Origin of the sequence: Corallococcus llansteffanensis (assembly GCF_003612055.1) — a bacterium.
Taxonomy (GTDB): Bacteria; Myxococcota; Myxococcia; order Myxococcales; family Myxococcaceae; genus Corallococcus; species Corallococcus llansteffanensis.
Map to the genome: position 1 here is coordinate 1 of NZ_RAWB01000041.1, position 23,256 is coordinate 23,256.

The following is a 23,256-nucleotide window of genomic DNA, read 5'->3' on the forward strand; positions in this document are numbered from 1 at the left end:
GGGCTCGGCGGGCCCCGCGATGGGCGGCGCGAGGGCCTGCCAACGTCCGCTGGGGGTCCGGATCTGGGGAAGCTCGGGCATGGATGAGGGGGGCTGCGGGGCTCGCTGAGGCGTCACCCGGACGGAGAGGCCCGGGGGCACGGACTCGCGCGGTGCGGCTTGAGGCGGCAACACGGTGGAAGGCGGAAGGACGGGGCTTGCGGGAGCTTGCGGCTCCGGCGTGGCTTGGAGCGTCAGGTCTTCGGAAGGCGCGTCGGGTTCGGGATCGACCTGCAGCTCGACCTCGACGGAGAGGACCACCTCGGTGTCATCGGGCGCGGCGGCGCTCGACGTGTCCGGGGGCGGCGGCTTCGCGTCGACGGGCGCCGCGGTGGGGGCGGCTTCGCGCGGGATGACGGGGACTGGAGGAGGTGTCGCGGGCGCGCTGTCCTTGGGCTTCGCCCGGGACGTGGTCGGCGTGCCCTTTCGCGCGTACAGGTCCGCGAGCATCTGCTGCACGCCCTGGTGGGAGGGATCCAGCTCGAGGATGAGCTTGCTCGCGGCGATGGCGCGCGGCAGAAAGCCCTCCCTGGCGAAGCCCTCCACGGCGGACTGGTAGGCGGTGACGGCCCGGTCGCGCTGGCCTGCCTTGGACCAGGCATCGCCCATGCGCAGGCGGCTCTGGTGGTCCTTCGGATCAGCGCGGCAGCACTCCGCGTACAGCTCGGCGGCCTTGGCGAAACGGCCCTTGGTGAAGGCCTCCGTCGCCTTGTCCTTGAGCTCGCGCAGCTCCATTCACTGCGCCCCGCCAGCAACCGGGGCGTCGTCCTTCAAGGGCGCGGCACCCGCGGCGACGCGGACCTCGCGGAAGTAGTCGCCCTTGAGCGCCTCCAGCGGTTCGGCCTCCGCGCCCGAGTTCATCTTGCGCAGCGCCGTGGCCGCCGCGGCGCGGATCTCCGGAAGGTCGTGGTACAGGTCGCGGCCCACCGCCTCCGCCGACTTCGCGTCGCCAATGGCGCCTAGGGCCAGCAGCACGTCGCGCCGGGCCACGCTGTTGGAGTCGTCGAGCGCCTTGAGCAGCGTGGGCACCGCGTCCTTCGCGCCCATCCGGCCCAGCAACATCGCCGCGACCGCCGCCTCCGCCCCACCCTCCTTCACCACGCCCTGCAGCACCTCCGAGGCCGACGCGGGTGGCGGTCCCACGCGCGCCAGCGCTCCCAGGACCACCAGCTTCTCGCTGCCCATCTTCGGCAGGGAGGCCACCAGCGCGAGCTGGCCGCTCTCGCCCTGCTCGGCCAGCGCCAGCGCCAGGGTCTTCTGCAGCTCGCGGTCGGGCTCCAGCAGCGCCGCGCGCGCGATCTCCACGCCCTCGGGCCCCGCGTACGTCAGGCCCACCAGCGCCGCCGCGCGCAGCACCGGGCTCTGGTCATTCGCGTAGCCCTTGAGCAGCTCCAGCGAGCCGGGGGCCTTGAGCGCGCCCAGCCCGGTCAGCAGCGTGGCCAGCGGCTCCAGCTTCGCGGCCTCCACGTCGTCCCCCAGCTCCGAGGGCACGCGCGGCGGGACCACGACCCGCCCGGCCTCCTTCGCGCGGGCGGCGTTCAGCGCCTGCAATCTCTCGAAGAGCTGCGCGTGCTTGCCGGTGCGGTTGTCGTCCTTCGCTCCCGGCGCGCGCGGAATCGAGGGATCCAGCTCCGGGCTGTACTTCAGGGGAAGCGCCTGGGGGATCCAGTCCGCGCGCAGCGCCGTGATGCCGGCGATCTCTTGCTCGTAGAGCTTCTGGAGCGTGGGCGCCACGGAGGCATCCCCCACGCGGGTCACCGCCTCCACCGCGAGCGTGCGCAGCGTGACGTCCGGCTGGTTGAGCCACGGCGTCACCTTGGGCAGGAGCGCCTTCGCGGACGGGCCCAGCCCCGCCACCGCCTGGAGCCCCGACGCGGCGGAGACCGGCTTGGCGAGGCGCTCCGCGATGGGCTCCGCGGGGCAGCCTCCGCGTGAGCGCATGGCGCGTCCAGCGGCCAGGGCCTCGGCGCGCGCACCGTCGAGCGCGATGGCGCACAGCGCGGCATCCGTGGCGGGCGTGCGCTGGAAGGTCAGGATGGCGTCGGTGGCGAGCGGGCTCACCGCGCTCTTCTCCACCGCCACTGCCTGGAGGCGCGTGGCGGCCGTGGGATCCTGCAGCTTCATCAGCGCGCTGATGGCGGACTCGCGCAGCTCCGGGAAGCTCTCGTCGAGCAGCAGCGCGATGGGCGCGACGGCGCGCGAATCACCTGCGTCTCCCAGGCCCCGGACGGCGGCGGCGGCAAGGATGACCTGGCTGTCGCGCACCATGGGCAGCAGCTGGTTGACGGCCGCGGGACGGCCGCTCTTGCCCAGCTCCTCGGCGGCGCCCACGCGTTCGGGGAGCGCGCCTTCGGTGAGGGCCAGGAGGTTGCGATCCCAGAGGCCCTTGGACTCGGCGGCGACGACGGTGGCCATGGGGGTGGCGACGTTCGTGCTCTTGAGGGCCTGGACGATGACTTGGCGGGTGGCGCGCCCCCGGCGTCCGTACTGGAGCGTGAGGTACGCCTTGGCCTTGTCGTTCTTCACCTTGGCGAGCGCCAGGGCGGCCTGGCCCTGCACGGCCTCGTCCGGATCCTCGAGCAGCTCTCCGAGCAGGTCCACCACGCGCGCATCCTGGCTCTCACCGAGCGCGGCGGCGGCCTCACCCCGGACGATGCCGGAGAGGTCCTTGGCCGCGCGCGTGAAGAGGACCAGGTCGTCCGCGTTGTTCTGGGCGGCCAGCCTCTTCACGGCCGCGGCGCGGATCTCCGGACGGGGGTCCTGGATCTCCGCGAGGAGCTGATCCCGGTTGCCGTTGCACCCGACGAGCAGGGTCAGGGCGAGGAAGAGGGGGCGCACGCGGATTCGCATCGTTCTCCCGCAGAGGCGGACGGTGGAGGTAGGCGGCGGTTATATCAACGCCCCCCCGGGCCGCCCACCGACGGCACGACCCGGGAGGAGGGATGGTTCAGCGAGGACGGCGGGGGCCCCGCGGAGCCGGGCGACCGGCCGCTCCGCGAGGTGCCTTGCTGGCACCCTCGTCCGGAGGACCCTTCCGGATGCCCGCGCGCACGATGCGCTCGCCCGTGGGCCGGGCCGAGTCGCCAGGGCGGCTCGCGCTCGACGTGCGGCCTACGCCACCGCGACGCTCACGCGGAGGACCCCGGCTGCCGGAGTCCTCGCCACGCGGCTTCCACTCACGGCGCTCGGGACGACCCGCGCCGCCCGCGGACTCGCCGCGGGGCTTCCATTCACGACGCTCCGGACGGCCTTCGCCGCGAGAAGCACCGCCGGCTGGCTTGCCGAAGCGAGCGCCGCCACGGGGAGCACCGCCCTCGCCGCCACCGAAGCGGCTGCCGCCCGCGGGCTTGCTGCCGAAGCGGCCACCAGCGGCGGGCTTGCCGAAGCGAGCGCCTCCACGGGGAGCGCCACCCTCGTCACGGCCGAAGCGCCCTGCCCCGGCCGGCTTGCCGAAACCGCCAGCGCGCGGAGCACGATCACCGTCCGGCTTGCCGAAGCGACCACCACCCGCGGGCTTGCCGAAACCACCCGCGCGCGGAGGACGACCCTCGTCACGGCTGAAGCGACCCGCCGGCTTGCCGAAACCACCGGCGCGAGGCGCGCGATCTCCGTCCGGCTTGCCGAAGCGACCACCACCCGCGGGCTTGCCGAAACCACCCGCGCGCGGAGGACGGCCCTCGTCACCACCGAAGCGGCTCGCACCGGCCGGCTTGCCGAAACCACCGGCGCGCGGAGGACGACCCTCGTCACCGCCGCGACCCGCGGGCTTGCCAAAGCCGCCAGCGCGCGGAGGACGACCCTCGTCACCACCGCGACCCGCCGGCTTGGCGTAACCACCGGCGCGCGGAGGACGACCCTCGTCACCGCCGAAGCGGCTCGCACCGGCCGGACGACCCCGAGGCGCACCACCCTCGTCACCACCGAAGCGGCTCGCACCGGCGGGCTTGCCGAAACCACCGGCGCGCGGAGCACGACCCTCGTCACCGCCGGAGCGGCCCCGAGGCGCATCGTCACCGCGTCCCGCGCCCGTATGCGCCGGCTTGCCGAAACGCCCTCGCGGAGCGCCTTCGTCACCGCCGCGACCGGCGGGCTTGGCGTAACCACCCGCACGAGGCGCACGGCCCTCATCACCACCGAAGCGGCTCGCACCGGCGGGCTTGGCGTAACCACCCGCACGAGGCGCGCGCTCCCCGTCCGGCTTGCCGAAGCGGCCACCGCCCGCGGGCTTGTCACCGAAGCGGCCACGCGGAGCGCCTTCGTCACCGCCGCGACCCGCCGGCTTGCCGAAGCGAGCGCCACCACGAGGAGCACCGCCCTCGGCGCTACCGAAGCGCCCTGCCCCGGCCGGCTTGCTGAAGCGGCCACCGGCCGCGCCCGCGGGCTTGCCGAAACCACCCGCGCGCGGAGCACGGCCCTCGTCACCGCCGGATCGACCCGCGCCTTCCGAAGCACGTCCAGCGCCGCGGCGACCCTCGGCCTTCGGCTCCGCCACTTCCTCACCGTCGTCGTCGAACGTCGGCACCTCCGCGTCATCGAGGTCCTCGTCCTCCGTGGGCAGCGTGGCCCCCCGCACGGCGAACTTCGGCGGACGCGTGCCACCGTCCTGCACGCCCTTCCAATCCTTGCGCTCTGGCCGGGCCTCGCGCGTCTTCGGACCCGTGGGCGCCTTGCTGCTGGCGGCCTTCTTGTCCGGACGCTCGGCCTTGCCCGCGGACTTGCGCGGCGGCATCGGCGCGTCGTCGTCCATGGACAGCTCGGTCTCGTCGTCGTCCGGCCCGTCGAAGCCCGGCGCCGCGCGCCCGTGGCGCCGCGGCGGCAGCTTCATCTCCGCTTCCGCGGGCTGCGCGCGACCCTCCGCCACCTCGTTGAGCTGCATCACCTCCGACAGCTTCAGCTGACGCAGCTGGCCCGGACGCAGCCCTTCCACGCCCACGCCCGCGTAGGCCGGACGGAACAGGCGCACCACCGGGTGGCCCACCGCCGCGCACAGGCGCTTGATGAGGTGCGGCCGGCCTTCGGCCACGACGATCTTCAGCCAGGTGTTGCGCTCGGCCTTCTCGAAGAGGCCCACGTACACCGGCGTCGCCATGCCGTCTTCCAGACGCACGCCGCCGCGCAGCTTCTCGATGGTGGGCATGTCCGGCAGGCCCTTCACCTTCGCCAGGTACGTGCGCGGCACCTGGAAGCTGGGGTGCGTGAGCTTGTGCGCCAGCGCCCCGTCATCCGTGAAGAGCAGCGCGCCCTCCGCGTCGTAGTCCAGGCGGCCCACGGGGAACAGGCGACGGCCCGTCTCCTCCACGTAGTTGGCCACGGTGGGACGGCCCTGCGGATCCGACAGCGTCGTCACGACGCCAATGGGCTTGTACAGCAGGTAGTACGACGACTCTTCTGGCGGCGTGACGAGCTTCCCATCCACGGTGACCAGGTCCGTGCCCGGCTCCACCCGACTGCCCAGCTCCGTCACCGTCTGGTTGTTGACGCCCACCCGACCGGAGGTGATGAGTTCTTCTGCGTGCCGGCGCGAAGCAACTCCCGCGCGAGCCAGGTACTTCTGCAAACGTTCCGCCGCCATTCCTTGCCTTCTTCCATTCCATTGCCGCCCGTCACTCGGGCTTGGGGCCCTCGCTATCACCCTTCCCGGGTGATGGGGGGCTTTCCAGGACGCTGGAACTGACCTTCTGGCTCCGCTCCGCGGCCGCCATGGCCTCTTCCAGCTCCTCCAGCGCGGCCTCACTCGCCGCCTCGTTCTTCTCCATCCGCTTCGTGAAGCCCGGGTCCGACAGCGCCGCCACCGTCCCCGATGCCACCGGCACCGGCGGCGCCGCCTCCTTCTCCACGATGTCCCGGTGCTCCTGGGTCAATTCGTGGAATTCCCGCAGCGTGGGCAGCGCCGACAGGTCCTTCAGCGCGAAGAACTCCAGGAACTCGCGCGTCGTTCCATAAAGAATGGGGCGGCCGACTTCTTCCCGCTTGCCCAGGATTTTCACCAGCTTGCGGTCCATCAGCGCCTTGAGCACCGCGCCGCAGTCCACGCCCCGGATGTCCTCCAGCTCCGGCCGGGTGACGGGCTGCCGGTAGGCGATGATGGCCAGCGTCTCCACCGCCGCCCGGGTGAGCCGCTGCGGCTTCACCCGGAGGTAGCGCCGCACGTATTCCGCGGAGTGGGGGTCCGTGCGGAACTGCCACCCGCCCGCCACCTCGTAGAGCACCACGCCGCTGATGCCCTCGCGGTGGATGCCGGAGAGCTGATCAAGCGCCTGGGTGATGGCGTCCCGATGGATTCCCGTCGCCTGGTACAGCTCGTCCACGGACAGGGGGCGCTCTGCGACGAAGAGCACGCTCTCCAGCACCGTGCGGATGCGGTCCACGGACAGGTTGCGGCTCTTGGAGACGAGCTTCTCGAAGGAGCTCTGGAGGTCGGGGACGATGTCGTCCGAGTCCTCCTCGATGGCGGCGGGCTCCACCCCGTCCAGCTCCGCGTCGTCGGGGCCGGGGCCGGTGACAGCGGCGATCTCCTCCTCGGAGAACTGCCCGGGGCCTCCAGGTGTGCCCGGGGCGGGCGTCTCGTCACCGTCGTCGGGACCGTTACCGGTAGTCACTCTCGTCGACCTCCGTGGGGAGCAGCTGTTGCAGCGCGTCCCCGTTGGGCGTCACCTGGATGGGGCCCAGGGGCTCCTCCTGGAAGACCTTGATGAGGCGGCGCTTCACCATCTCCAGCATGGCGATGAAGGTGATGACCACCTCCTGGCGCGTGGCCGCCTCCGTGAACAGCGCCTCGAACACCACCGTCCCGTCCGCGCGCAGGCGCTCGGCCAGCCGGAGGATGGCCTCCGACAGGCTCACCCGCTCCAGCACCACCTCGTGCTGCACCTTGGGCGTCAGGCGCTCGAGCACCCGGTCGAGCGCCTCCACCAGCTTCAGGACGCTGATCTCCTGGAGGCCGATCTCGTCGTCCGGGATGGGAACGGCTTCCACCGGCACCCGGCGCGCGAAGACGTCCCGGTCGAGGATGTCCTGCTTCGCCATGTGCTCGGCGGCGTCCTTGTACTTCTGGTACTCCAGCAGCCTGCGCACCAGCTCCGCGCGCGGGTCCTGAACCTCCTCCACGGCGGCGAGCGCGTCCGCGCCTTCGGGCACCTGGGCCGCGTCCTGCCGGGGCAGGAGCATGCGGCTCTTCAAGTGCGCCAGCGTGGAGGCCATCACCAGGAACTCCCCGGCGATGTCCAGGTTCAGCTCCCGCATCCGCTCCAGGTACTCCAGGTACTTCCCCGTGATGAGCGCCAGGGGGATGTCGAAGATGTCGACCCGGTGCTCCTTGATGAGATGGAGCAGCAGGTCGAGGGGCCCCTCGAAGTTGGGCAGCGCCACCCGGAAGGCGTCCGCGGGCGTGCGCGGCGTCCCCTCCCCGTCGGGGTCTGGCGGGAGGTCGTCGGGCGGTGGTGGCTTACGACCTTCGCTCACCGGACGGCGTCCTTCGGGGGAGGTGGGAGGGGCTTCGTCATCGCGCAAGGGCCCGAATTTCCGGCCTTTAGCGCGTGCCGGGAGGGACAGATCTCCTTAACAGTGCCTTCCAGGTGGGTCAAACATTCGAACAGGAACGGGTGTTCAGGGGATTCCCACGGCCCGTCGCACCTGGTCCATCAGGCGGGTGGCCTCCGCGCGGGCGCGCTGGGCGCCGTCCTGGAGGATGCGCTCCACCTCCCCCGGGTCCGCGAGCAGCTCCGCGTGGCGCTGGCGGGCCGGGCCGAAGGTGGTGTGGAAGGCCTCCAGCAGCTTCTTCTTGTAGTCGCCGTAGCCCTTGCCGCCGGCCTTCCACGTCGCGTCCACGTCCGCGAACTCCGCGGCCGGGAGCATCAGCTTGAGCAAGTCATAGAGCGGCGCGTCCTGGGTGGGCTTGGGCGCCTCCACCGGGGTGGAGTCCGTCTTGATGGACATGATCCGCTTCTTGAGGTCCTTCTCTTCGCCGAACAGCTCCAGCGTGTTGCCGTAGGACTTGGACATCTTGCGCCCGTCGATGCCGGGCACCGTCGCGGCGGACTCCTGCAGGTGCGCGGCGGGCAGCTTGAGGATGCCGGGCGAGTGGCCGCGCTCCTTGCCCTCTGGATCCGCGGGGTCGTAGCCGGGGACGTACTGGGTGTTGAACTTCACGGCCCAGTCGCGCGCGAACTCGATGTGCTGGACCTGGTCCTTGCCCACCGGCACGGCATCCGCGCTGTAGAGCAGGATGTCCGCCGCCATCAGCACCGGGTAGGCGAAGAGGCCGAAGTCCGGGCTGATGTTGTTGGCGATCTTGTCCTTGTAGCTGTGCGCGCGCTCCAGGTTCGACTGCGGCACCACGGTGCCGAGGATCCAGTAGAGCTCCACCACCTCCTTCACGTCGCTCTGGCGGAAGAGCACGGCCTTCTTCGGATCCAGGCCCAGCGACAGGTACGTGAGCGCCGCGTCGCGCGTCAGCTCCAGCGCCAGCTTGGGGTCCCGCACCGTGGTGAGCGCGTGGTAGTTGGCGATGAAGTAGTAGGCCTCGCCCTGATCCTGGAGCTGCACGAACTGCCGCATCGCCCCGTAATAGTTGCCAATGTGCAGCCTTCCGGACGACTGGACACCTGAGAGAGTCCGCATAGCGATTGCCATTCCAATGACGGGTGGAGGACACGGCTCGTTCGCATAATGGCCCCTCCCCTGCAACCTTCCGTTGAGGCTGGCGCCAGGCGTCTTCCGCCCCACATTCGCGCCCCGCTTCTGCCTGGAATATTGCGGCACTCCAGGAAAAGACGAGGAGTTCCGGGGGGTTGAGAGGGCTCGGGTCTGCCGCTACCCTGGCGGCTGACGCAGCAGTCAGCCCGCCTTGGAGGGCGCCCACGGATGGAAGCGTTCACGGGAAACCTGGCCAGCTACCGGCTCCAGTTGGTGTTGCCGCCGCTCTACTCGACGCCAGGACTGGAGGGGACGCTGCGGGTGGAGCGGGGCGCGGTGCGCCGGGAGCTCTACCTGCGGGACGGGCACCTGGTGGGCGTGGCGTCCACGGAGCCGCGCGAGCATCTGGCGCAGGTGCTGGTGAACCTGCGCATCCTGGACGCGCCCCGGGCGGCGGCGGCGTTCGAGGCGGCCGAGGGTGCGAACATGCCCTATGGCACCTACCTGGTGCAGCGCTGCTTCGTGGACCTGTCGCAGCTCATCGAGGCGATGGAGCACAAGGCGCGCGAGGCGCTCTTCGACTGCTACGCCTGGGAGTCGGGCGAGGTGGAGTTCACGCCGGGCCTGCCCCTGCCGGGGCGCGCGGTGGGGCTGCGGTTGCCCTTGAGCACGCTGCACCGGGACGCGGTGGCGCGCCTGCGCGAGTGGGCGATGTTCCGGGAGATCTTCCCCCGCCTGGACACGACGTTCCGCGTGTTCCGCGAGTTCGCGGTGGAGACCTTCTCCGAGGAGGAGGACGTGCTGCTGGACCTGGCCGCCGGAGGGGCCACGCTGGGCGAGCTGCTCGCGAGCGCGCGGGAGGCGCCCCTGTTCGCCGCGCGCTGGGTGCTGCACCTGTACCGCCGCGGAGCGCTGGCGCCGCACCAGGCCAAGGGGCTCCAGGTGGGCGAGTCCACGGAGTTCACGGAGCTGCTGGCGCTGGTGCGCGCGTTCCTGTCGTCGCGCAAGTACGACCACGCGGTGGCGCTGGCGGCGCAGGTGCTGGAGCGCGGGCCGGTGCCGGAGGCGCACGCGCTGTACCGCGAGGCGGAGGTGGGGCTGACGCTTTCGCTGAGTGATGAGCTGTTCGCGCTGGACGGGCGGCTCGTGTTCGAGCCCATCCCCCGCCCTGCCCCGTCGGACCTGACGGCGGATGACCTGTACCTGTACTCGAAGCTGCGGGGCTGCCGGAGCCTCCGGCAGGCGCTGCGCACGGCGGCCATGGGGGAGCTGGCCGCGTCGCGGTCCGTGCACCGGCTGATGGCGGCGGGGCTCATCCGCGTGGCGCCGTTGGCCGCGGGCGAAGGAGCACCCGCGAACCGGCGCACCACCACGGATCCGTATGGTTTGAACCTGGTGGAGCTGGCGGGCGGCTGACGTCTGCTTGAACCCGGAGCCCGAAAGAAGGCCTTCATGCCCCGGCGCGAAGCTGAGCAGGGAATGTCGTCGGCGTGCACGTCAAAGCCGTGCGGACCAGCGCCATCTGGGGCTTCAGCCGACTGCGCGTGGTTGCCAATGACGGCAAGGCCATCAACGTCGTGTGGACGGAGGTATGCCTCTTCAACACCAGACACCACTCCCACCCCCGGAAGCCAATGCCAATTGTCAGGCATTCGATAGCTATTCATCCTTGGGGGCTTGATCTTCTCTCACTTTTCTATAGAAGTTGTCTGGCCTAACCAGGAAGTAGACTTACACCCCGAATCCAAGGAGATGGCCATGAAGAAGATTCTCGACCTTCAGAAGCTTCCGGTGGAGGAGATCACCGCGGTCAACGCCAGCGGCAGCAGCGTGAACTGTATTATCATCAGCGGTGGTGGTGCCAGCGGCTGCAGCGTCGGCTGCGGCGCCTAGTCGTTCCTGATCATCCATCCATTCGTTTCATGAACGGAGGGATGGGTGGTGGCCACCAGTTCCCGCGCGACGGTGTCTGCGCTGGAGCTGGTGGCCGAAGTTCTTCGGGGTTACGCCACGCGGCGCCAGCGATGCGAGGGGCCTGATGGAAGAGTTCTCGTTCTACACCCTGACCAATCCAGACTACTTCGAGACGCTGAGCCGCTTCCCGGTCTCCTCCGCCTACCCCGAACTCCTCAAGTCACTCCTGCCCCCGGACTGGTCGATTTCCCGGTTCGATGTCTTTCTCAAGGCGAGCTTCGAGCGCTCGGTGCTGAAGCCGCAAGGCTTCAAGATCCACGTCTCGTCCTCGGTGGCGGATGCAGAGACCGTTCTGCGCAGGGTCGTGCCGGAGTGCGTGCGCGCGGAGGTGACGTTCAAGATTGTCGCGGACCCCTTTCTGCTCCGCTTCTTGAACTCGAAACGGTACGCCCGGGGCGGCTCGGGCAAGTTCGTCACCATCTACCCGCCAGACGAGCGCTCCTTCGTGACGCTCATCGAGGCCCTTCACCAGGCGACCAAAGACCTCAAGGGCCCGTACATCCTGTCTGACAAGCGATACCGGGACAGCAAGTCGGTCTTCTATCGGTACGGTGGCTTTCAGCGGATGTACGATCTGCGCACCGATGGCATGCAGACCCTGATGATCCGCAAGCCTGACGGCACCTGGATCGCGGACGACAGGCGGCCCTACTTCAGCCTCCCCGAGTGGGTGCAGGATCCCTTTCCCGGCCAGGACGAGGTCCCGGAGAGCGACAGCGAGCTCCTGCACGACCGCTACGACGTCCAGGAAGCGTTTACCTTCACGAACACCGGCGGGGTGTACAAGGCCATTGACCGCACCACCGGTCGAACCGTCGTCATCAAGGAGGCGCGCCCCTATACGGAGGCCTGGATGGGCGGGGACCGCACGGTCGACGCCATCGTCGCGCTCCAGCAGGAGCACGACGTCCTCCAACGCCTGCGGGGCCTGTCCTGTGTGCCGCAGGTCATCGACCTGTTCCAGGAGTGGGAACACACGTTCCTCGTCACGACGTACATCGACGGGACGGCCCTGGCCTCGATGCGGGCGAACGACGACTTCATCGTCATGACGAACATGGATGATCCCGAGCGGATCATCCGGTTCTGCGTGGAGTGGCGGGGACTGGCGCTGCGCCTGCTCGACGCGGTGGAGGCCATCCACGCGCGCGGGGTGCTCGTGGGGGACATCTCGCCGGGCAATGTCCTGGCGAACCGGGACACGGGAGAGTTCGGGCTCATCGACTTCGAAGGGGCCCTGGTCAGCGGAGGGGTTTCGCCCTTCTCGGGCCAGTGGTTCAACCCCGGCTTCCGGAAGCCGGAGCGCCGTCAGGCGCGCACGCTGGAGCCCTTCGACGACTTCTACGCATGCGGGATGCTGCTCTACAACCTCTTCTGCCCGGTCCAGAACCTCTTCGAACTCGACAAGGGTCAGCCCATCTTTCGCATCCTCGACCACTTCATCGAGGCGGGTCTGCCGGCGCAGATCCGGACCGTCATCCAGGAGCTCCTGGAAGGGCGTCCCGAAGTGGCCCGCCAGGTGGTTGAGTCGTGGGACCCCCTGAAGCGATAGCGCCTCCAGAGCACCGCCACCCCACGAATGACGTCCATCGCTGGAGCCTCCGCGCCATGCCGCCCATGAACGAAGCCCACTCCGCGCCCCTGCCGGAAGCCGACACGTTCCGCGACGCGATCCGCGGCCTCGCGCGACACATGATGTCCACGATGGACACCCAGCGCGCGGACCGGCTCTTTCCCGCGGACGCCATGGCGTTCCAGACCAATCCGCTCAACCTGGCCTATGGCGCCTGTGGGACAGCCCTGTTCCTGCACGACGCGCTGGGCGAGCTCCCCCAGGCGGTGCGCGAGTGGCTCCTGGCCCAGCCCGTCGACCCTACCTTGTACCCACCGGGGCTCTACTCCGGGATCGCGGGCGTTGCCTGGAGCTTCGCCGAGATGGGCCTGCTCGAGCGGGGGCTGGAGCTCTTCGACCTGGTGCCCAGGTCCTCCCTGGCGTTCAAGGCCCCGGACATCTTCGAGGGCGTGGCCGGTTGGGGACTGGCCTCGCTGGCCTTCCATCTGCGGACCCGGGACGCGAAGTTCCTTGAGCTGGCCTGTCGCGCGGGCGAACACCTGCTGAAGAGCGCCGAGCGCGGTGACGCGGGCCTCTGGTGGCGCAGCGGCGACGAGCCCTCGGCCCGGCTCGGGTTCGCGCTCGGAAGCAGCGGCGTGGCCTTCTTCCTGCTCAACCTCTGGCGTGCCACGGGCGAAGCCCGCTACCTGGAGGGAGCGCGGGGGGCCATGGACTTCGATATCGCCCAGGGACAGGAGCGGGGCGACACCCTGCTCTGGGGTGTGACGGCCGGGGCCCTGGGACACCGCCCCTACTGGTTGCGGGGAGGCGCCGGGGTGACCTCGGCGCTCATCCGGTTCTTCGAGGTGCTGAAGGAAGAGCGCTATCTGGACGTGGCCCGCAGGGCGGCGCGCGGGTGCGAGGCCTTCTTCTCCGCCGCCCCCCACCTCTTCGAGGGACTCGCGTCCATGGGCGAATCGCTCCTGGACATGTTCCAGGTGACCGGCGAGCACCGCTACCTGGAGTTGGCGCGACAGAAGGCAACCCAGACGCTGCTGTACCGCATCGACCGCCCCGAAGGGGTGGCGTTCCCGGGGCGGTACCTCGTGAGGATCAGCCACGACTACGGCGTGGGAGGCGCGGGGATCGGGCTGTTCCTCCACCGGGCGCTGACTCCCCAGCCCCGGAGGTTCCACGACCTCTCGTTTGGCGAGCCTCCTCGTCGCTAGTCACAGGCAGAGCCCGCAGTCCCTCAGGCAGTCCCGGTAGCTGGTGCCCAGGCCGCACGACTCGGTGTACTGGCAGACGCCGTCCCCACAGCGGAAGACATCCTGTTTCCGCAGCCGCGTGGTGATGGGCCGGTAGCTCTTGCCCCGGTAGGTGCAGCGCGAGTGATAGGGCTTGAGGAGACTCGAGTCGCAGTACATGTCACAGCTCGAGAGCGGGACGATGGGCGGACAGTTCTCCTCCACCCGCTGGAGCGGCCCCGGAGACAGCGCACACCCGCGCGGGGAGCTCTGACTCCCACGCAGCAGGCCCTGGTTGCTGGCCACATAGATGCCTTCATCGGTGAAGAGGTTTCCGAAGAAGCAGGCCTCCTGTTCGGAGAAGCCCGTGAGCTCCGACGGGCTGTAGGGGATGACCTGTCCCCTGCCATCGAGTCCCAGCACGGAGATGGCCATCGTATTCCCCGAGGTGGTGGTATGCGCGGCCAGGCACGCCGACACGACCTGCTGCTCGGTCGTGGTGGCCCGCTGGCCCTGGGCCCAGTCCGGCGCGAGGCCGAGCAACCCCGCCCACGTATGCGTCGTCCCCGTTCTCGGGTTCAGGTAGCTCCGCGTCTGCCCCGCCGGCACCGCGCACCGCACCACGTAGCGCATCACCATGTTGGCGAGCACCGGGTTCGTCTGGAACCACGTGACGAATTGGGACGAGGACAGCCCCTGGCTGGACAGCCCGTTGAAGGACAGCCCGTTGAAGGACAGCCCATTGCTGGACATGCCATTGAAGGACAGCCCGTTGAAGGACAGCCCGTTCGCGGTCGCTGCCTCCTGCTCGACGGTGCCGGTCTCCTCGATGAGCGCTTCGGGCAGGTCCTCCACCGGACCGCAGCCTGGCCCGACCGTCAGACACGACACCACGAGCAACAGTCCCACCCGAAGCGAAGTCGACATCCTACCCCCTAGGCGAATCATTGGCATCCACACTGGAAATCCTCGCACTTACGGAGGTCCGGGTTGTGCCCCCCAGACCTGGGTGCAGGACGGCGTCGGCTGAGGGACAGCGGGGACGTGGGGTGGCGGACGCCTACCTGCTCCTCGCGGAGTTCGACACAGCCAGTCGTCGCGGCTCGTGACGAATAGGCTCCGCAGGGATGGATGACACCTGGCGGGCCGGGACCGGGTGCAGGGGTTGCGCGGATGTCGACATTTCGAGGAAGTGCTCTGGCCCTCGGCCTGGGCTTGATCGTGGGCGTGGCCATGGCCGCGGCGTGCAACCCGACGGGGTGCGAGGGCTGCGTCAACGAGCAGGGCGTGTGCCTCCGGGGCACCGTGGATTCGGCCTGTGGCTCTTTCGGCCAGGCGTGCGTCGCCTGTGGGTCGGGATCCGTGTGCCAGCAAGGCGCCTGCTCATCGGAGCAGCCCGATGCAGGCCCTGAGGCTGACGCAGGACCCACCGATGCGGGCCCTGCTCCCGACGCAGGACCCACCGATGCGGGCCCGTTGAGTGGGTTCCAGCTCGTGCCGAGCACGACCACGGCGACCCTGCGGGATGTGGCCGCCGTGACGCCCACGGAGGTGTACGCCGTGGGTTCCGGTGGAACCGTGCTGCGGTGGGATGGCAGCCAGTGGAGCGCCGCCGGCTCACCGACGTCCCTGGATCTCAACTCGGTGACGCTCGCCGAGGGTGGAGGCTGGGCGGTGGGCGAAGGCGGCACCTTCCTGTCCCTGAAGGACGGCACCTGGTCGGTGTACAGCCCCTCTCCGACGGCAGCCCTGCTCAAGGGCGTCTCCGCGGTGTCCGCTCGGAGCGCCATGGCGGTCGGCAAGGAGGGGGATCAGCGCTACGCGCTCGTCTGGGACGGCTCGAAGTGGACGAAGTTCGCCACGGGCGCCCCCCATCCCTACACCGAGGTGTCGGACGTCTTCATGCTCGCGGACGGCGCGGCCTTCGCCGCCCAGGACAGTATGATCATGCGGTGGGCGGGGACCGACTGGGAGCAGCTGACCGTTCCCACGACGACGGGCCTCCAGGGCGTCTGGGCCTCCTCCGCCAACGAGGCCTTCGCCGTGGGCTCCTCGGGAGTGCTCATGCGGTGGAGGTCCTCCTCCGGCCGCGTCATGGAGCAGAAGGCTCCCTTCCCCTACTTCCACGGCGTCTGGGGGAGCAGCTCGAGCGATGTCTGGGCTGTCGGCTCGGGAGGGATGATCATGCACTGGAACGGCGACGCCTGGACGCAGGTGGCATCGCCGACGACGCAGGAGCTGTATGGCGTCTCCGGCACGGGCCCCCACGACGTCTGGATCGTCGGAGCCGGTGGCACCGTCCTCCACGGCCCCTAGCTCGCACGGTGGCCACGGGAGCCGGGTTCAGGCCGAGATCGCGCGAGGCGCGATCTTCCACTGGCTGAGCAGCTTGTCCGGGATGGAGAAGGGGGCCCGGCTCCCACCGCGTTCGACGAGCAGCATGGCTTCGATCGTGAGCCGGCTCACGTGGGCCATCACCTGCCCCGGCAGCGTATCGTGCAGGCCGAACTCCCCCAACGCAGCGCCCACGGTGTTGACGACGTGGATGACGGACTGGGTCCAGTCCGCCGGGGGAATGCCGAGCATCGCGGCGACGTCCTGGCCGGAGAACGGATCCACGTCGAGGAAGAAGTGCACGAGGCTGGCGGGCATTCCCTGCAGCGGGCCCGGGGGCATGAGCTGTTGGTAGCCCTTCAGGAGCGAATCCGCGAGCGCCATCCCTTCAGGGCTGGGAGCAATCTGCCGTTGGTGGATGAGCGTCGTGAGCGTCCTGGCCTCGGCGACTGTGGCGGGGAGCAAATCCTCACGCACGCCCATGATCCGCCCGATGGCGAGCCAGGCTTGGAGCCAGGCGTCCTGGTCCTCGGCGCTCAGGATGACGCCCAGGCGCTGGAGGCCGTCGAGGACGATGAAGCTGAAGGTCATCAGCGTGCCGGCGAGATCCTCCTGGTTCACGGGCACGCCCAACTCCTCACTCCACGGGTTGCGCGGCTCGTGGGTGATGAGGTGGCGGACGGCCGCGTGCATCAGTCGCACCTTCTGGGCAGAGCGGACCCCGCGGCCCTCGGGCCCCAGCCCTCCGTCCGCCATGACATCCACCACCATCTGCGTGGTTTCAAAGACGCGGCGCAGCGGTCCCCTGAGGAGCACGCCCGTCCGGTGGAGCACCTGGACGCCCTTGCGCGCCGCGTAGGCAGCGGGCAGGGAGTAGAAGCCAAGCACCAGCAGTATCTCGGGCCCGAACAATCCAAACAACGTCTGCGCACGGCGAACCTTCGCGGGCTCGAGCAGCGGCAAGGCTGACGTCTTCTGGAGATAGTCGAGGATGATCGGCGGCAGCTGCGCGGGGGGAAGTCCATCATTGCGGACGAGCGTCTGCATCAACGCATTGACGGCCGCGGTGTCCCCTTGCTGGAAGAGCGTGGCCACGGCGTCATCGGCCAGCGGGTCGCCCACCGTTCGCATCGAGTCCAGGAAGGGCTGAGTCCAAACTGATTCAGACATGAAGAGGCTCCTTGGGAAGGTGGGGCTGCCCTGAGAGGTGGGGGCTTTCAATGTCAACCTGGTTCCGGGATATGTTGTCGATATCCAACGGTTCCCTCAAGCCCCCCTGTGATGCGGCCGGCCCGATGACTCCCACTTCACGCCTGCAAGCCCTTGCGGCCTTTGTTCCGAGTGCACTGGTGCGGGGGCTGGCGGATGACGAGACCCGCCCGCGCGAGGGGGCGCGCAGCTCGGGACCCGCGGTGATCCTCCTCGCGGACATCACCGGCTTCACGCCCCTCACGGAGACGCTGGAGCGCAGCGGTCCGGAGGGCGCCGAGCGCCTCAGTGGCATCATCAACACCTGCTTCTCCACGCTGCTCGAGACGGTGCTGGACCACGGCGGAGACATCCTCCGCTTCGCGGGGGACGCCATCCTGGCGCTCTGGCCCGCGGAGGACCTGTCCCATTCCGCGAGGATGGCTGCGCAGTGCGCACAGGCCATCCAGACCACCGTGGAGCAGCTGGAGGTGGAGGGGCTCCAGCTCAAGTTGCGGATCGGCATCTCCGCCGGGACCGTGGTCCTGTCCGACGTGGGTGGGGAGAATGGCCGCTGGGAGTTCCTCGCCAGCGGCCCGGTGTTGCTGGAGATGGCGCGGGCGGAGCACGAAGCCCAACCGGGAGACGTGGTGCTCTGCGCGGAGACGGCCCGGTGTCTGCGCGGCGTCGCGGAAGGAGAGGTGTTGCCCTCCGGCCGTCTTCGCTTGAAGGCGCTCGCTCCCCTGCCCCTGCCCCGGGTCCGGCTTCCAGAGCCCTTTCCCCGCATGGAGCCTGGACTGCGGTCGTACCTGCCAGAGGTGGTCCTGCGCCGGCTGGACGCGGGCCACGCCCAATGGCTCGCGGAGTTCCGCAACGTCACCATCCTCTTCATCGGGCTGACGGAGCCGTCCCTGTCCGCCGGGGAGCACCCGGAGGCGCTCCAACGGGCCTACCGCACCATCCAGGAGGGGCTGCAACGCTACGAGGGGTGCTCCACCCAACTGGTGGTGGACGACAAGGGAGTCGTCACGGTGGCGGCCTTCGGCATGCCGCCGCTGTCCCACGAGGATGATGCCGTCAGGGCCTGCCGGTCGGCATTGAGGATCCATGCCGCGCTCAGCCAGCAGGGGTTGTCACCCTGCGTGGGCCTCACCAGTGGACGCATCCTCTTCTGCACCTACGGGACGGCCTTCCGGCGGGAGTACATGATGGTGGGCCGGGCGGTGAACCTGGCCGCGCGGTTGATGCAGGCGGCGCGGGGGACCGTCCTGTGCGACGCCGCCACCGCGCGGCTCGCTTCGGGCCCGCTGGCGTTCGATGCGCTCCCCTCCATCCTGGTCAAGGGCCGGGAGGCGCCCGTGGAGATCTTCCGCCCCGTCGTGGTCAGCGCCAGCCACCGGCCCTCCACCCGACAGACGACCCTGGTGGGGCGAAGGGAGGAGCGCGGCCAGCTTTCCGCGGCCGTGAATGCCCTGGCATCCCGCGGAGAGGGCGGCCTGGTCTGGATTGAAGGCGAGGCGGGAATGGGCAAATCCCGTCTGGTGCAGTACCTGCGCGAAACGGCGGCGGGCGTGGGAGTCGAAGCGGGCGTCGGTGAAGCCAATGCCCTGGAGATCACGACGCCGCTGCACTGCTGGCGTGAGCCCCTGGTGCGGATCCTGGGCCTGAAGGAGCTGCCGGACGAGGCCACGCGCACCGCCCGATTGCTCTGCCTGCTGGAGGGCCGCCCCGAGGCACGGGAGATGGCTTCGCTCCTCAACGGGCTGTTGGGGGTGCACGTTCCCGAGCACGAGCAGCTCCGGGGCCTGTCCGGCCAGCTCCATGCGAGCAACACGCGAGAGTTGCTGGTGGGCCTGCTCGCGGATGCCTGTCAGGCGCGCCTGCACGTGGTGGTGCTGGATGACGTGCACTGGATGGACTCCTCATCGTGGGAGCTGGTCGCCGCCGTCCGGGCGCGGAGCCAGCGCGTGCTGATGGTCCTCGCCGGGCGCCCCATGGAGAGCCTGCCCGCCGAAGCACGCCGGCTCCGGGAGTCGCCCGGGACCACCCTCCTCCAGCTTGAAAGGCTGCATGCGCTGGATGCGATCTCCCTGGTCTGTGAGCGCCTGGGGGTGCGCACGCTGTCTCCTCCGATTGCCGAGTTCATCCGCGTGAAGGCGGAGGGCAATCCCTTCTTCAGCGGCGAGCTTGCCTCCAGCCTGGTGGAGCACGGCTACCTGGTGGTCATCGAAGGCGTGGCCCACCTCGCGTCGGGCGTGGACCTGGGCCAGCTGGACCTGCCCCACTCGGTGCAGGGCGTGGTGAGCAGCCGCATCGACAGGCTCACGCCCACGCAGCAACTCGTCCTCAAGACGGCCAGCATCATCGGCCGGGTCTTCCCGCTGGAGCTCCTCCAGGAGCTCTACCCGGTGGACGCGGACCGGACGCTGCTGGGGGATGCCCTGGAAACGCTGAGCCAGGCCCGGATGGTGACGCGGCAGACCTCGGAAGCCAGGACCACCTACGCCTTCGCGCATGCCCTGATCCATGACGCGGCCTACGAGCGGATGGTCTTCTCCCAACGGCGGCGGCTGCACCGGGACATGGCGGTGCTGCTCGAGCGCCTGCCCGCACCCCGGCGTGACGTCGCGTTCCACGCGAGGCTGGCGCACCATTGGAAGAGCGCGGGGGAGTTGTCCAAGGCGGTGGACTCCCTGGATCAGGCGGGCACGGGGGCACTCGCCACGGGCGCCTTCCGTGAGGCGCATGCCTTCCTCGCGGACGCGCGGAGTGCGAGCGCGCAGCTGCGCATCGACAACCTGAGACGCGCCCGCTGGAGCACCGGAATCGGCGAAGCGCTTCACAGCGTGGGAGAGATCTCCAGGTCTCACGAGGCACTGGAAGAGGCCTTTGGCTACCTGGGATACCGCCTGCCCCAGAGCCGCCTGGGCTGGATGACGCGGAGCCTCTGGGAAGTGGGACGGCAGTTGGCCCATCTCGCGGTCCCGCGCGCCCTGACGCCCGTTGCTGGCGAGGACGAGCGCCTCGTGCTCGAAGCCCGGGCCCTCGCCTTGGCGGGGCGGCTCTTCTTCTTCAATCGGGACTATTCGAGGCTTCTCACCTGCAGCCTCATCGCCATCAACAACGCGGAGGCGGCACGCCAGCCCACCGGTGCCGCAATGGCCTACCTCCAGCTGGGCTTCGCGGTGGGAACCGCACGACTCGCGAAGCTCGCCAGACGCTACATCGGGCTGTCGCGCTCGGTTTCCGATCCAGGTCTGCGCGCACTGAGCCTCGTCGCCGAATCCTCCCTCCTCGGCTTTGGCGCTTCGCACCGGCAGAGCATTTCACTGGCCGAACAGGCGGTGGAGCGGATGCGGCAACTGAACGATCTCCACGGCGCGGGGCATGCGCTCGTGACGCTCATCCACGCCCTGCTCCCGTGCGGCGATGCGCGGCGGATTCTTCCCCACCGCGAGGCGCTGCTCACGCTCGGACAGCAGAACGCCAATGCACAGCAGATCGGCTGGGCCCACATCTATGGCGCGGTCGCGCTGCTGACGCTGGCACGCCCCGCGGAAGTGATCGCGGGACTGCGTGAAGTCGAGCCCCTGATTCCCCGGTTCGAAAAAGAGGATCCCCACACCGTCCTCGGGATCCACTCCGCGGCGGCCCTCGCCTTGACCCGCCTGGGGAAGATGGAAGCCGCCCAGGACGAGGCGGAGCGCGGCCTCAAGGTCCTCCACACGTATTCTCCCCTCTTGCCCCTGGAGGCGCCGCTCCTCATCGGGCTGGTGGAGGCCTGCCAGGCCCTCTGGGAAGACGCCCAGACCCGCAACCCGACCACGGCGGGGACGTGGAGGGCGCACGCGAAGACAGCGCGGCGGGCGCTCCGACTCCTCGTCCGGCTTCACCCCTTCTGGCAGGCCTCCGACGAGCGCCTGGACGGTGTCCACCACGCGTTGTCGGGAGAAAGAGCCCGCGCCCTCCGGCTCTTCGCTCGGGCGAAGGACTCCGCACGGAGGTATGGCCTCGAGCTCGAGGAAGGACTGGCGCTCCAGGAGCTGGGCCGCTGGACCCTGGATCCCCATCAGCGCAGGGACTGCTTGATCGAGGCTCGCGAAATCTTCATGCGCCTGGAGGCCACCCATCCTCTCCAAGCGACCCAGGCGCTCGCCCCCGAGCTCTTCGCGGAAGCGCCCGCGACCGCGGTGGGCTGAGGCACCGCCCGCCCGACGCCCGGCAAGCCGAACACGACATCCCCACAGGCAGTGTGGAGCCCTCGCGTGCACCCTCTCTACAGTCTTCGCGGAATCGATCCCCATGCGTTCAATGCCTTCTCCTGGTGGAACCTCCTGGGGGTCGCGGGCTGCGTCCTCTGGGTGGTGGCCTATGTCCTGATCATCCGGCAGTGCGCCCGGGAGAAGACCTATGGCGTGCCGCTGCTGGCCATCTGCCTCAACTTCACCTGGGAGTGCATCGCGGCCTGGATTGCCCCCAATCCAGTGCCGCTCTGGAGTGGGTTGGATCGGGCCTGGTTCTTCCTCGACCTGATCATCGTCTGGCAGCTCTTGCGCTACGGACGCGCCGAGCAGACGCGCGCGGAGCTGCGTCGGTACTTCTACCCGGTCGTCGCGCTCACCCTCGTGCTGGCCTTCTTCGGGCAGTACACGTTCATCCAGATGTACAAAGACATCCTGGGCTTCATGACCGCGTTCATCATCAACCTGGTCATGAGCGTCCTGTTCGTGGGGATGTACTTCGAGCGGGCAGAGACGCGCCGGGGGCTCTCGGTCCCGGTCGCGTGGCTCAAGCTGTTGGGAACGCTCGCCACGGGAATCGAGTGCCACATCCTGGTGAGACAGGTCGACCTCGGCGTGTCGGGGGTGTCGTTCCTCACGTTCCTCAGCGTCACCATCTTCCTGTTCGATGGCCTCTACCTCTACCTGGTGATGAAGCCCGTGACGGTGCCCGGCCTGGCCGCGGCCCAGGCATGAGCCTGCTATGCTTCTCCACCTACCGTGCGCTCTCGCCAGCACTCGCAGGGCGAGCGCAGGAAACGTGAGCCATGCCTTCAGGCACCATTCTTCTCAACGCCGTGATGCAGAAGGACATGATCCGGGACGGGAGGGGCGAGTGGTACTTCCTACCGACGGGCGCCCACCCGCCGACAGGCACCGTCGTGTCCTTCGATGACATCACCCGTGATGGGGGGCCCCCCGGCCTGTACTTCGCGGGGAACGTCCGACCGGTCTTCGCGTTTCCGCAGGGTGGGTCCTCCGGATCGTCGTCGTCGCGGCGCCCACTCCTCCGGCTTGCGCCGATCGCCAGCACCGCGGCGAGCCCTCCGAGCGGCGCCGCCTCTCCGGCGACGGCTTCGGCACACGAAGCACGGGCGCGACAGGCGGCGGACAACTGGAAGCGGCTGAGCAGGGGGCTGCTGCGCAGACACGCGACGCCGCCGGGATTGGACGCGCTGCCCATCCACGCGTGGTGGCACCTGTTCATCGACAGGGAGTACCACGCTCAGCCGGATCCGCAGACATTGTTCGATCGACAGGAGTCACCCGGCTATAGCAAGACAATGCTGGCCACGTTCAAGGACTACCTCCATGGCAAGGGGAGCAAGTTCCAGTGCCGCCTCGACGCGGAGGGCTACTTCGCGCTCCATTTCGGGATGTGCAAGATGGCGGGCAAGGAGGCGGGCTTCGCGAACAACACGACCTTCCGCGCGTTCCCGCACGATGTCTTCGATGCACCGACGGCGTATCGCGGTGCGACCTTCGATGACTACGGGCTGTCGGTGAAGGAACTTGCGAAGGATGGCGATGCGGTGATTTTCAAGGGCAGCACGCCCGCGTCTGGCATTCCGACCATCGTGCAAGCTTCGGGCGTCATCATGACGACCTACAGCCCTTCCGAAGCACGAGTGCGCATCCAGAAGATCCTGGATCGGTACTACGCGGGGCTCGAGGAGCTTCGAGCCTCGGTGAAGGCTCCGCCAACGGCGGCGGCGACCGCGGCGGCGGCGGTGCCAGCGGCCATGCCGCGCGGAGAGGCGGAGACGCTGTTGCTCAGGCTGATTGCCCGGACCGTCCGGGCGCTCCACGTGGGCCACTTCTTCAGTGATGGGAACGGGCGGCTGAACATCTTCGTGGTGTTGAACAAGCTGCTCACGGACAACGGCTTCAGCCCGGTGGTGCTCCCCTACGGGCCGTCGGTGTTCGGAGGGCTCAAGCCGGTGGACAAGCTGGTCGAGGACATCCGGCAGGGGATGGTCCTCTTCCAGGCGTTGCTGCCGTAGCGCTT

At 69.3% G+C, this 23,256-nt stretch carries 16 protein-coding genes; 8 read left to right on the plus strand and 8 right to left on the minus strand.

Annotation, left to right across the window (positions count from 1 at the left end; translation table 11 throughout):
* From D7V93_RS06300 to trpS, 6 genes are all read right to left on the minus strand, one after another.
* Positions 1 to 774, minus strand: a 774-nt coding sequence (locus D7V93_RS06300) for a tetratricopeptide repeat protein (protein WP_504739563.1), incomplete at its 3' end; no start/stop codon positions are given.
* Positions 775 to 2,889 carry a HEAT repeat domain-containing protein gene (locus tag D7V93_RS06305; protein WP_120642504.1) on the minus strand — a complete coding sequence of 705 codons (2,115 nt, stop codon included), beginning with the start codon at positions 2,887 to 2,889 and terminating at the stop codon, positions 775 to 777.
* A gap of 97 nt (positions 2,890 to 2,986) precedes the next feature.
* Positions 2,987 to 5,611 carry a pseudouridine synthase gene (locus tag D7V93_RS06310; protein WP_120642505.1) on the minus strand — a complete coding sequence of 875 codons (2,625 nt, stop codon included), beginning with the start codon at positions 5,609 to 5,611 and terminating at the stop codon, positions 2,987 to 2,989.
* Positions 5,612 to 5,642: 31 nt separating this feature from the next.
* On the minus strand, positions 5,643 to 6,638 hold the full coding sequence (gene scpB / locus D7V93_RS06315) for an SMC-Scp complex subunit ScpB (RefSeq protein ID WP_120642506.1): 996 nt from the start codon (positions 6,636 to 6,638) through the stop codon (positions 5,643 to 5,645).
* Positions 6,625 to 7,500: a segregation and condensation protein A gene (locus D7V93_RS06320; RefSeq protein ID WP_120642507.1), complete on the minus strand. Its 876-nt coding sequence runs from the start codon at positions 7,498 to 7,500 to the stop codon at positions 6,625 to 6,627. The genes scpB and D7V93_RS06320 overlap by 14 nt, the downstream gene beginning before the upstream one ends.
* 144 nt (positions 7,501 to 7,644) lie before the next feature.
* On the minus strand, positions 7,645 to 8,658 hold the full coding sequence (trpS, locus tag D7V93_RS06325) for a tryptophan--tRNA ligase (protein WP_120642508.1): 1,014 nt from the start codon (positions 8,656 to 8,658) through the stop codon (positions 7,645 to 7,647).
* 243 nt (positions 8,659 to 8,901) lie between these two features.
* On the opposite strand from trpS, the gene D7V93_RS06330 reads away from it, so the two are divergent.
* From D7V93_RS06330 to D7V93_RS06340, 4 genes are all read left to right on the plus strand, one after another.
* Positions 8,902 to 10,089: a DUF4388 domain-containing protein gene (locus tag D7V93_RS06330; protein ID WP_120642509.1), complete on the plus strand. Its 1,188-nt coding sequence runs from the start codon at positions 8,902 to 8,904 to the stop codon at positions 10,087 to 10,089.
* 342 nt (positions 10,090 to 10,431) lie between these two features.
* Positions 10,432 to 10,566 (plus strand): hypothetical protein, encoded by a 135-nt coding sequence (locus tag D7V93_RS47290; RefSeq protein WP_279636855.1) that lies wholly within the window; start codon positions 10,432 to 10,434, stop codon positions 10,564 to 10,566.
* A 145-nt stretch (positions 10,567 to 10,711) separates the two neighbouring features.
* Positions 10,712 to 12,199 (plus strand): class III lanthionine synthetase LanKC N-terminal domain-containing protein, encoded by a 1,488-nt coding sequence (locus D7V93_RS06335; RefSeq protein ID WP_120642510.1) that lies wholly within the window; start codon positions 10,712 to 10,714, stop codon positions 12,197 to 12,199.
* Positions 12,200 to 12,255: 56 nt separating this feature from the next.
* Entirely contained in the window at positions 12,256 to 13,428 is a 1,173-nt protein-coding gene (locus D7V93_RS06340) for a lanthionine synthetase C family protein (protein ID WP_120642511.1), read from the plus strand.
* On the opposite strand, the gene D7V93_RS06345 is transcribed toward D7V93_RS06340, so the two are convergent.
* The gene (locus D7V93_RS06345; protein ID WP_120642512.1) at positions 13,429 to 14,373 is read right to left on the minus strand and encodes a hypothetical protein; all 945 of its coding nucleotides are present in this window, start codon (positions 14,371 to 14,373) and stop codon (positions 13,429 to 13,431) included. It lies immediately after the preceding gene.
* Between the two features lie 567 nt (positions 14,374 to 14,940).
* Between D7V93_RS06345 and D7V93_RS06350 the strand changes: the two genes are divergently transcribed.
* Entirely contained in the window at positions 14,941 to 15,762 is an 822-nt protein-coding gene (locus tag D7V93_RS06350) for a WD40/YVTN/BNR-like repeat-containing protein (RefSeq protein ID WP_120642513.1), read from the plus strand.
* A gap of 27 nt (positions 15,763 to 15,789) precedes the next feature.
* On the opposite strand, the gene D7V93_RS06355 is transcribed toward D7V93_RS06350, so the two are convergent.
* Positions 15,790 to 16,950 carry an oxygenase MpaB family protein gene (locus tag D7V93_RS06355; RefSeq protein WP_120642514.1) on the minus strand — a complete coding sequence of 387 codons (1,161 nt, stop codon included), beginning with the start codon at positions 16,948 to 16,950 and terminating at the stop codon, positions 15,790 to 15,792.
* 179 nt (positions 16,951 to 17,129) lie between these two features.
* Between D7V93_RS06355 and D7V93_RS06360 the strand changes: the two genes are divergently transcribed.
* The 3 genes from D7V93_RS06360 (at position 17,130) to D7V93_RS44395 (ending at position 23,251) form a co-directional block, all read left to right on the plus strand.
* Positions 17,130 to 21,167: an AAA family ATPase gene (locus D7V93_RS06360; RefSeq protein WP_158623659.1), complete on the plus strand. Its 4,038-nt coding sequence runs from the start codon at positions 17,130 to 17,132 to the stop codon at positions 21,165 to 21,167.
* Between the two features lie 66 nt (positions 21,168 to 21,233).
* The gene (locus D7V93_RS06365) at positions 21,234 to 21,944 is read left to right on the plus strand and encodes a transmembrane-type terpene cyclase (RefSeq protein WP_120642516.1); all 711 of its coding nucleotides are present in this window, start codon (positions 21,234 to 21,236) and stop codon (positions 21,942 to 21,944) included.
* Between the two features lie 71 nt (positions 21,945 to 22,015).
* Complete coding sequence (locus tag D7V93_RS44395) at positions 22,016 to 23,251, plus strand: hypothetical protein (protein ID WP_147451058.1); 1,236 nt, start codon at positions 22,016 to 22,018, stop codon at positions 23,249 to 23,251.
* Positions 23,252 to 23,256 lie beyond the last annotated feature (5 nt).

Excerpts from the sequence above, each read along its gene's own strand:
- D7V93_RS06305 (WP_120642504.1), bottom strand. The coding sequence starts at position 2,889 with ATGCGAATCCGCGTGCGCCCCCTCTTCCTCGCCCTGACCCTGCTCGTC.
- D7V93_RS06310 (WP_120642505.1), bottom strand. The coding sequence starts at position 5,611 with ATGGCGGCGGAACGTTTGCAGAAGTACCTGGCTCGCGCGGGAGTTGCT.
- trpS (WP_120642508.1), bottom strand. The coding sequence starts at position 8,658 with ATGCGGACTCTCTCAGGTGTCCAGTCGTCCGGAAGGCTGCACATTGGC.
- D7V93_RS06330 (WP_120642509.1), top strand. The coding sequence starts at position 8,902 with ATGGAAGCGTTCACGGGAAACCTGGCCAGCTACCGGCTCCAGTTGGTG.
- D7V93_RS47290 (WP_279636855.1), top strand. The coding sequence starts at position 10,432 with ATGAAGAAGATTCTCGACCTTCAGAAGCTTCCGGTGGAGGAGATCACC.
- D7V93_RS06335 (WP_120642510.1), top strand. The coding sequence starts at position 10,712 with ATGGAAGAGTTCTCGTTCTACACCCTGACCAATCCAGACTACTTCGAG.
- D7V93_RS06340 (WP_120642511.1), top strand. The coding sequence starts at position 12,256 with ATGCCGCCCATGAACGAAGCCCACTCCGCGCCCCTGCCGGAAGCCGAC.
- D7V93_RS06345 (WP_120642512.1), bottom strand. The coding sequence starts at position 14,373 with ATGTCGACTTCGCTTCGGGTGGGACTGTTGCTCGTGGTGTCGTGTCTG.
- D7V93_RS06355 (WP_120642514.1), bottom strand. The coding sequence starts at position 16,950 with ATGTCTGAATCAGTTTGGACTCAGCCCTTCCTGGACTCGATGCGAACG.
- D7V93_RS44395 (WP_147451058.1), top strand. The coding sequence starts at position 22,016 with ATGCCTTCAGGCACCATTCTTCTCAACGCCGTGATGCAGAAGGACATG.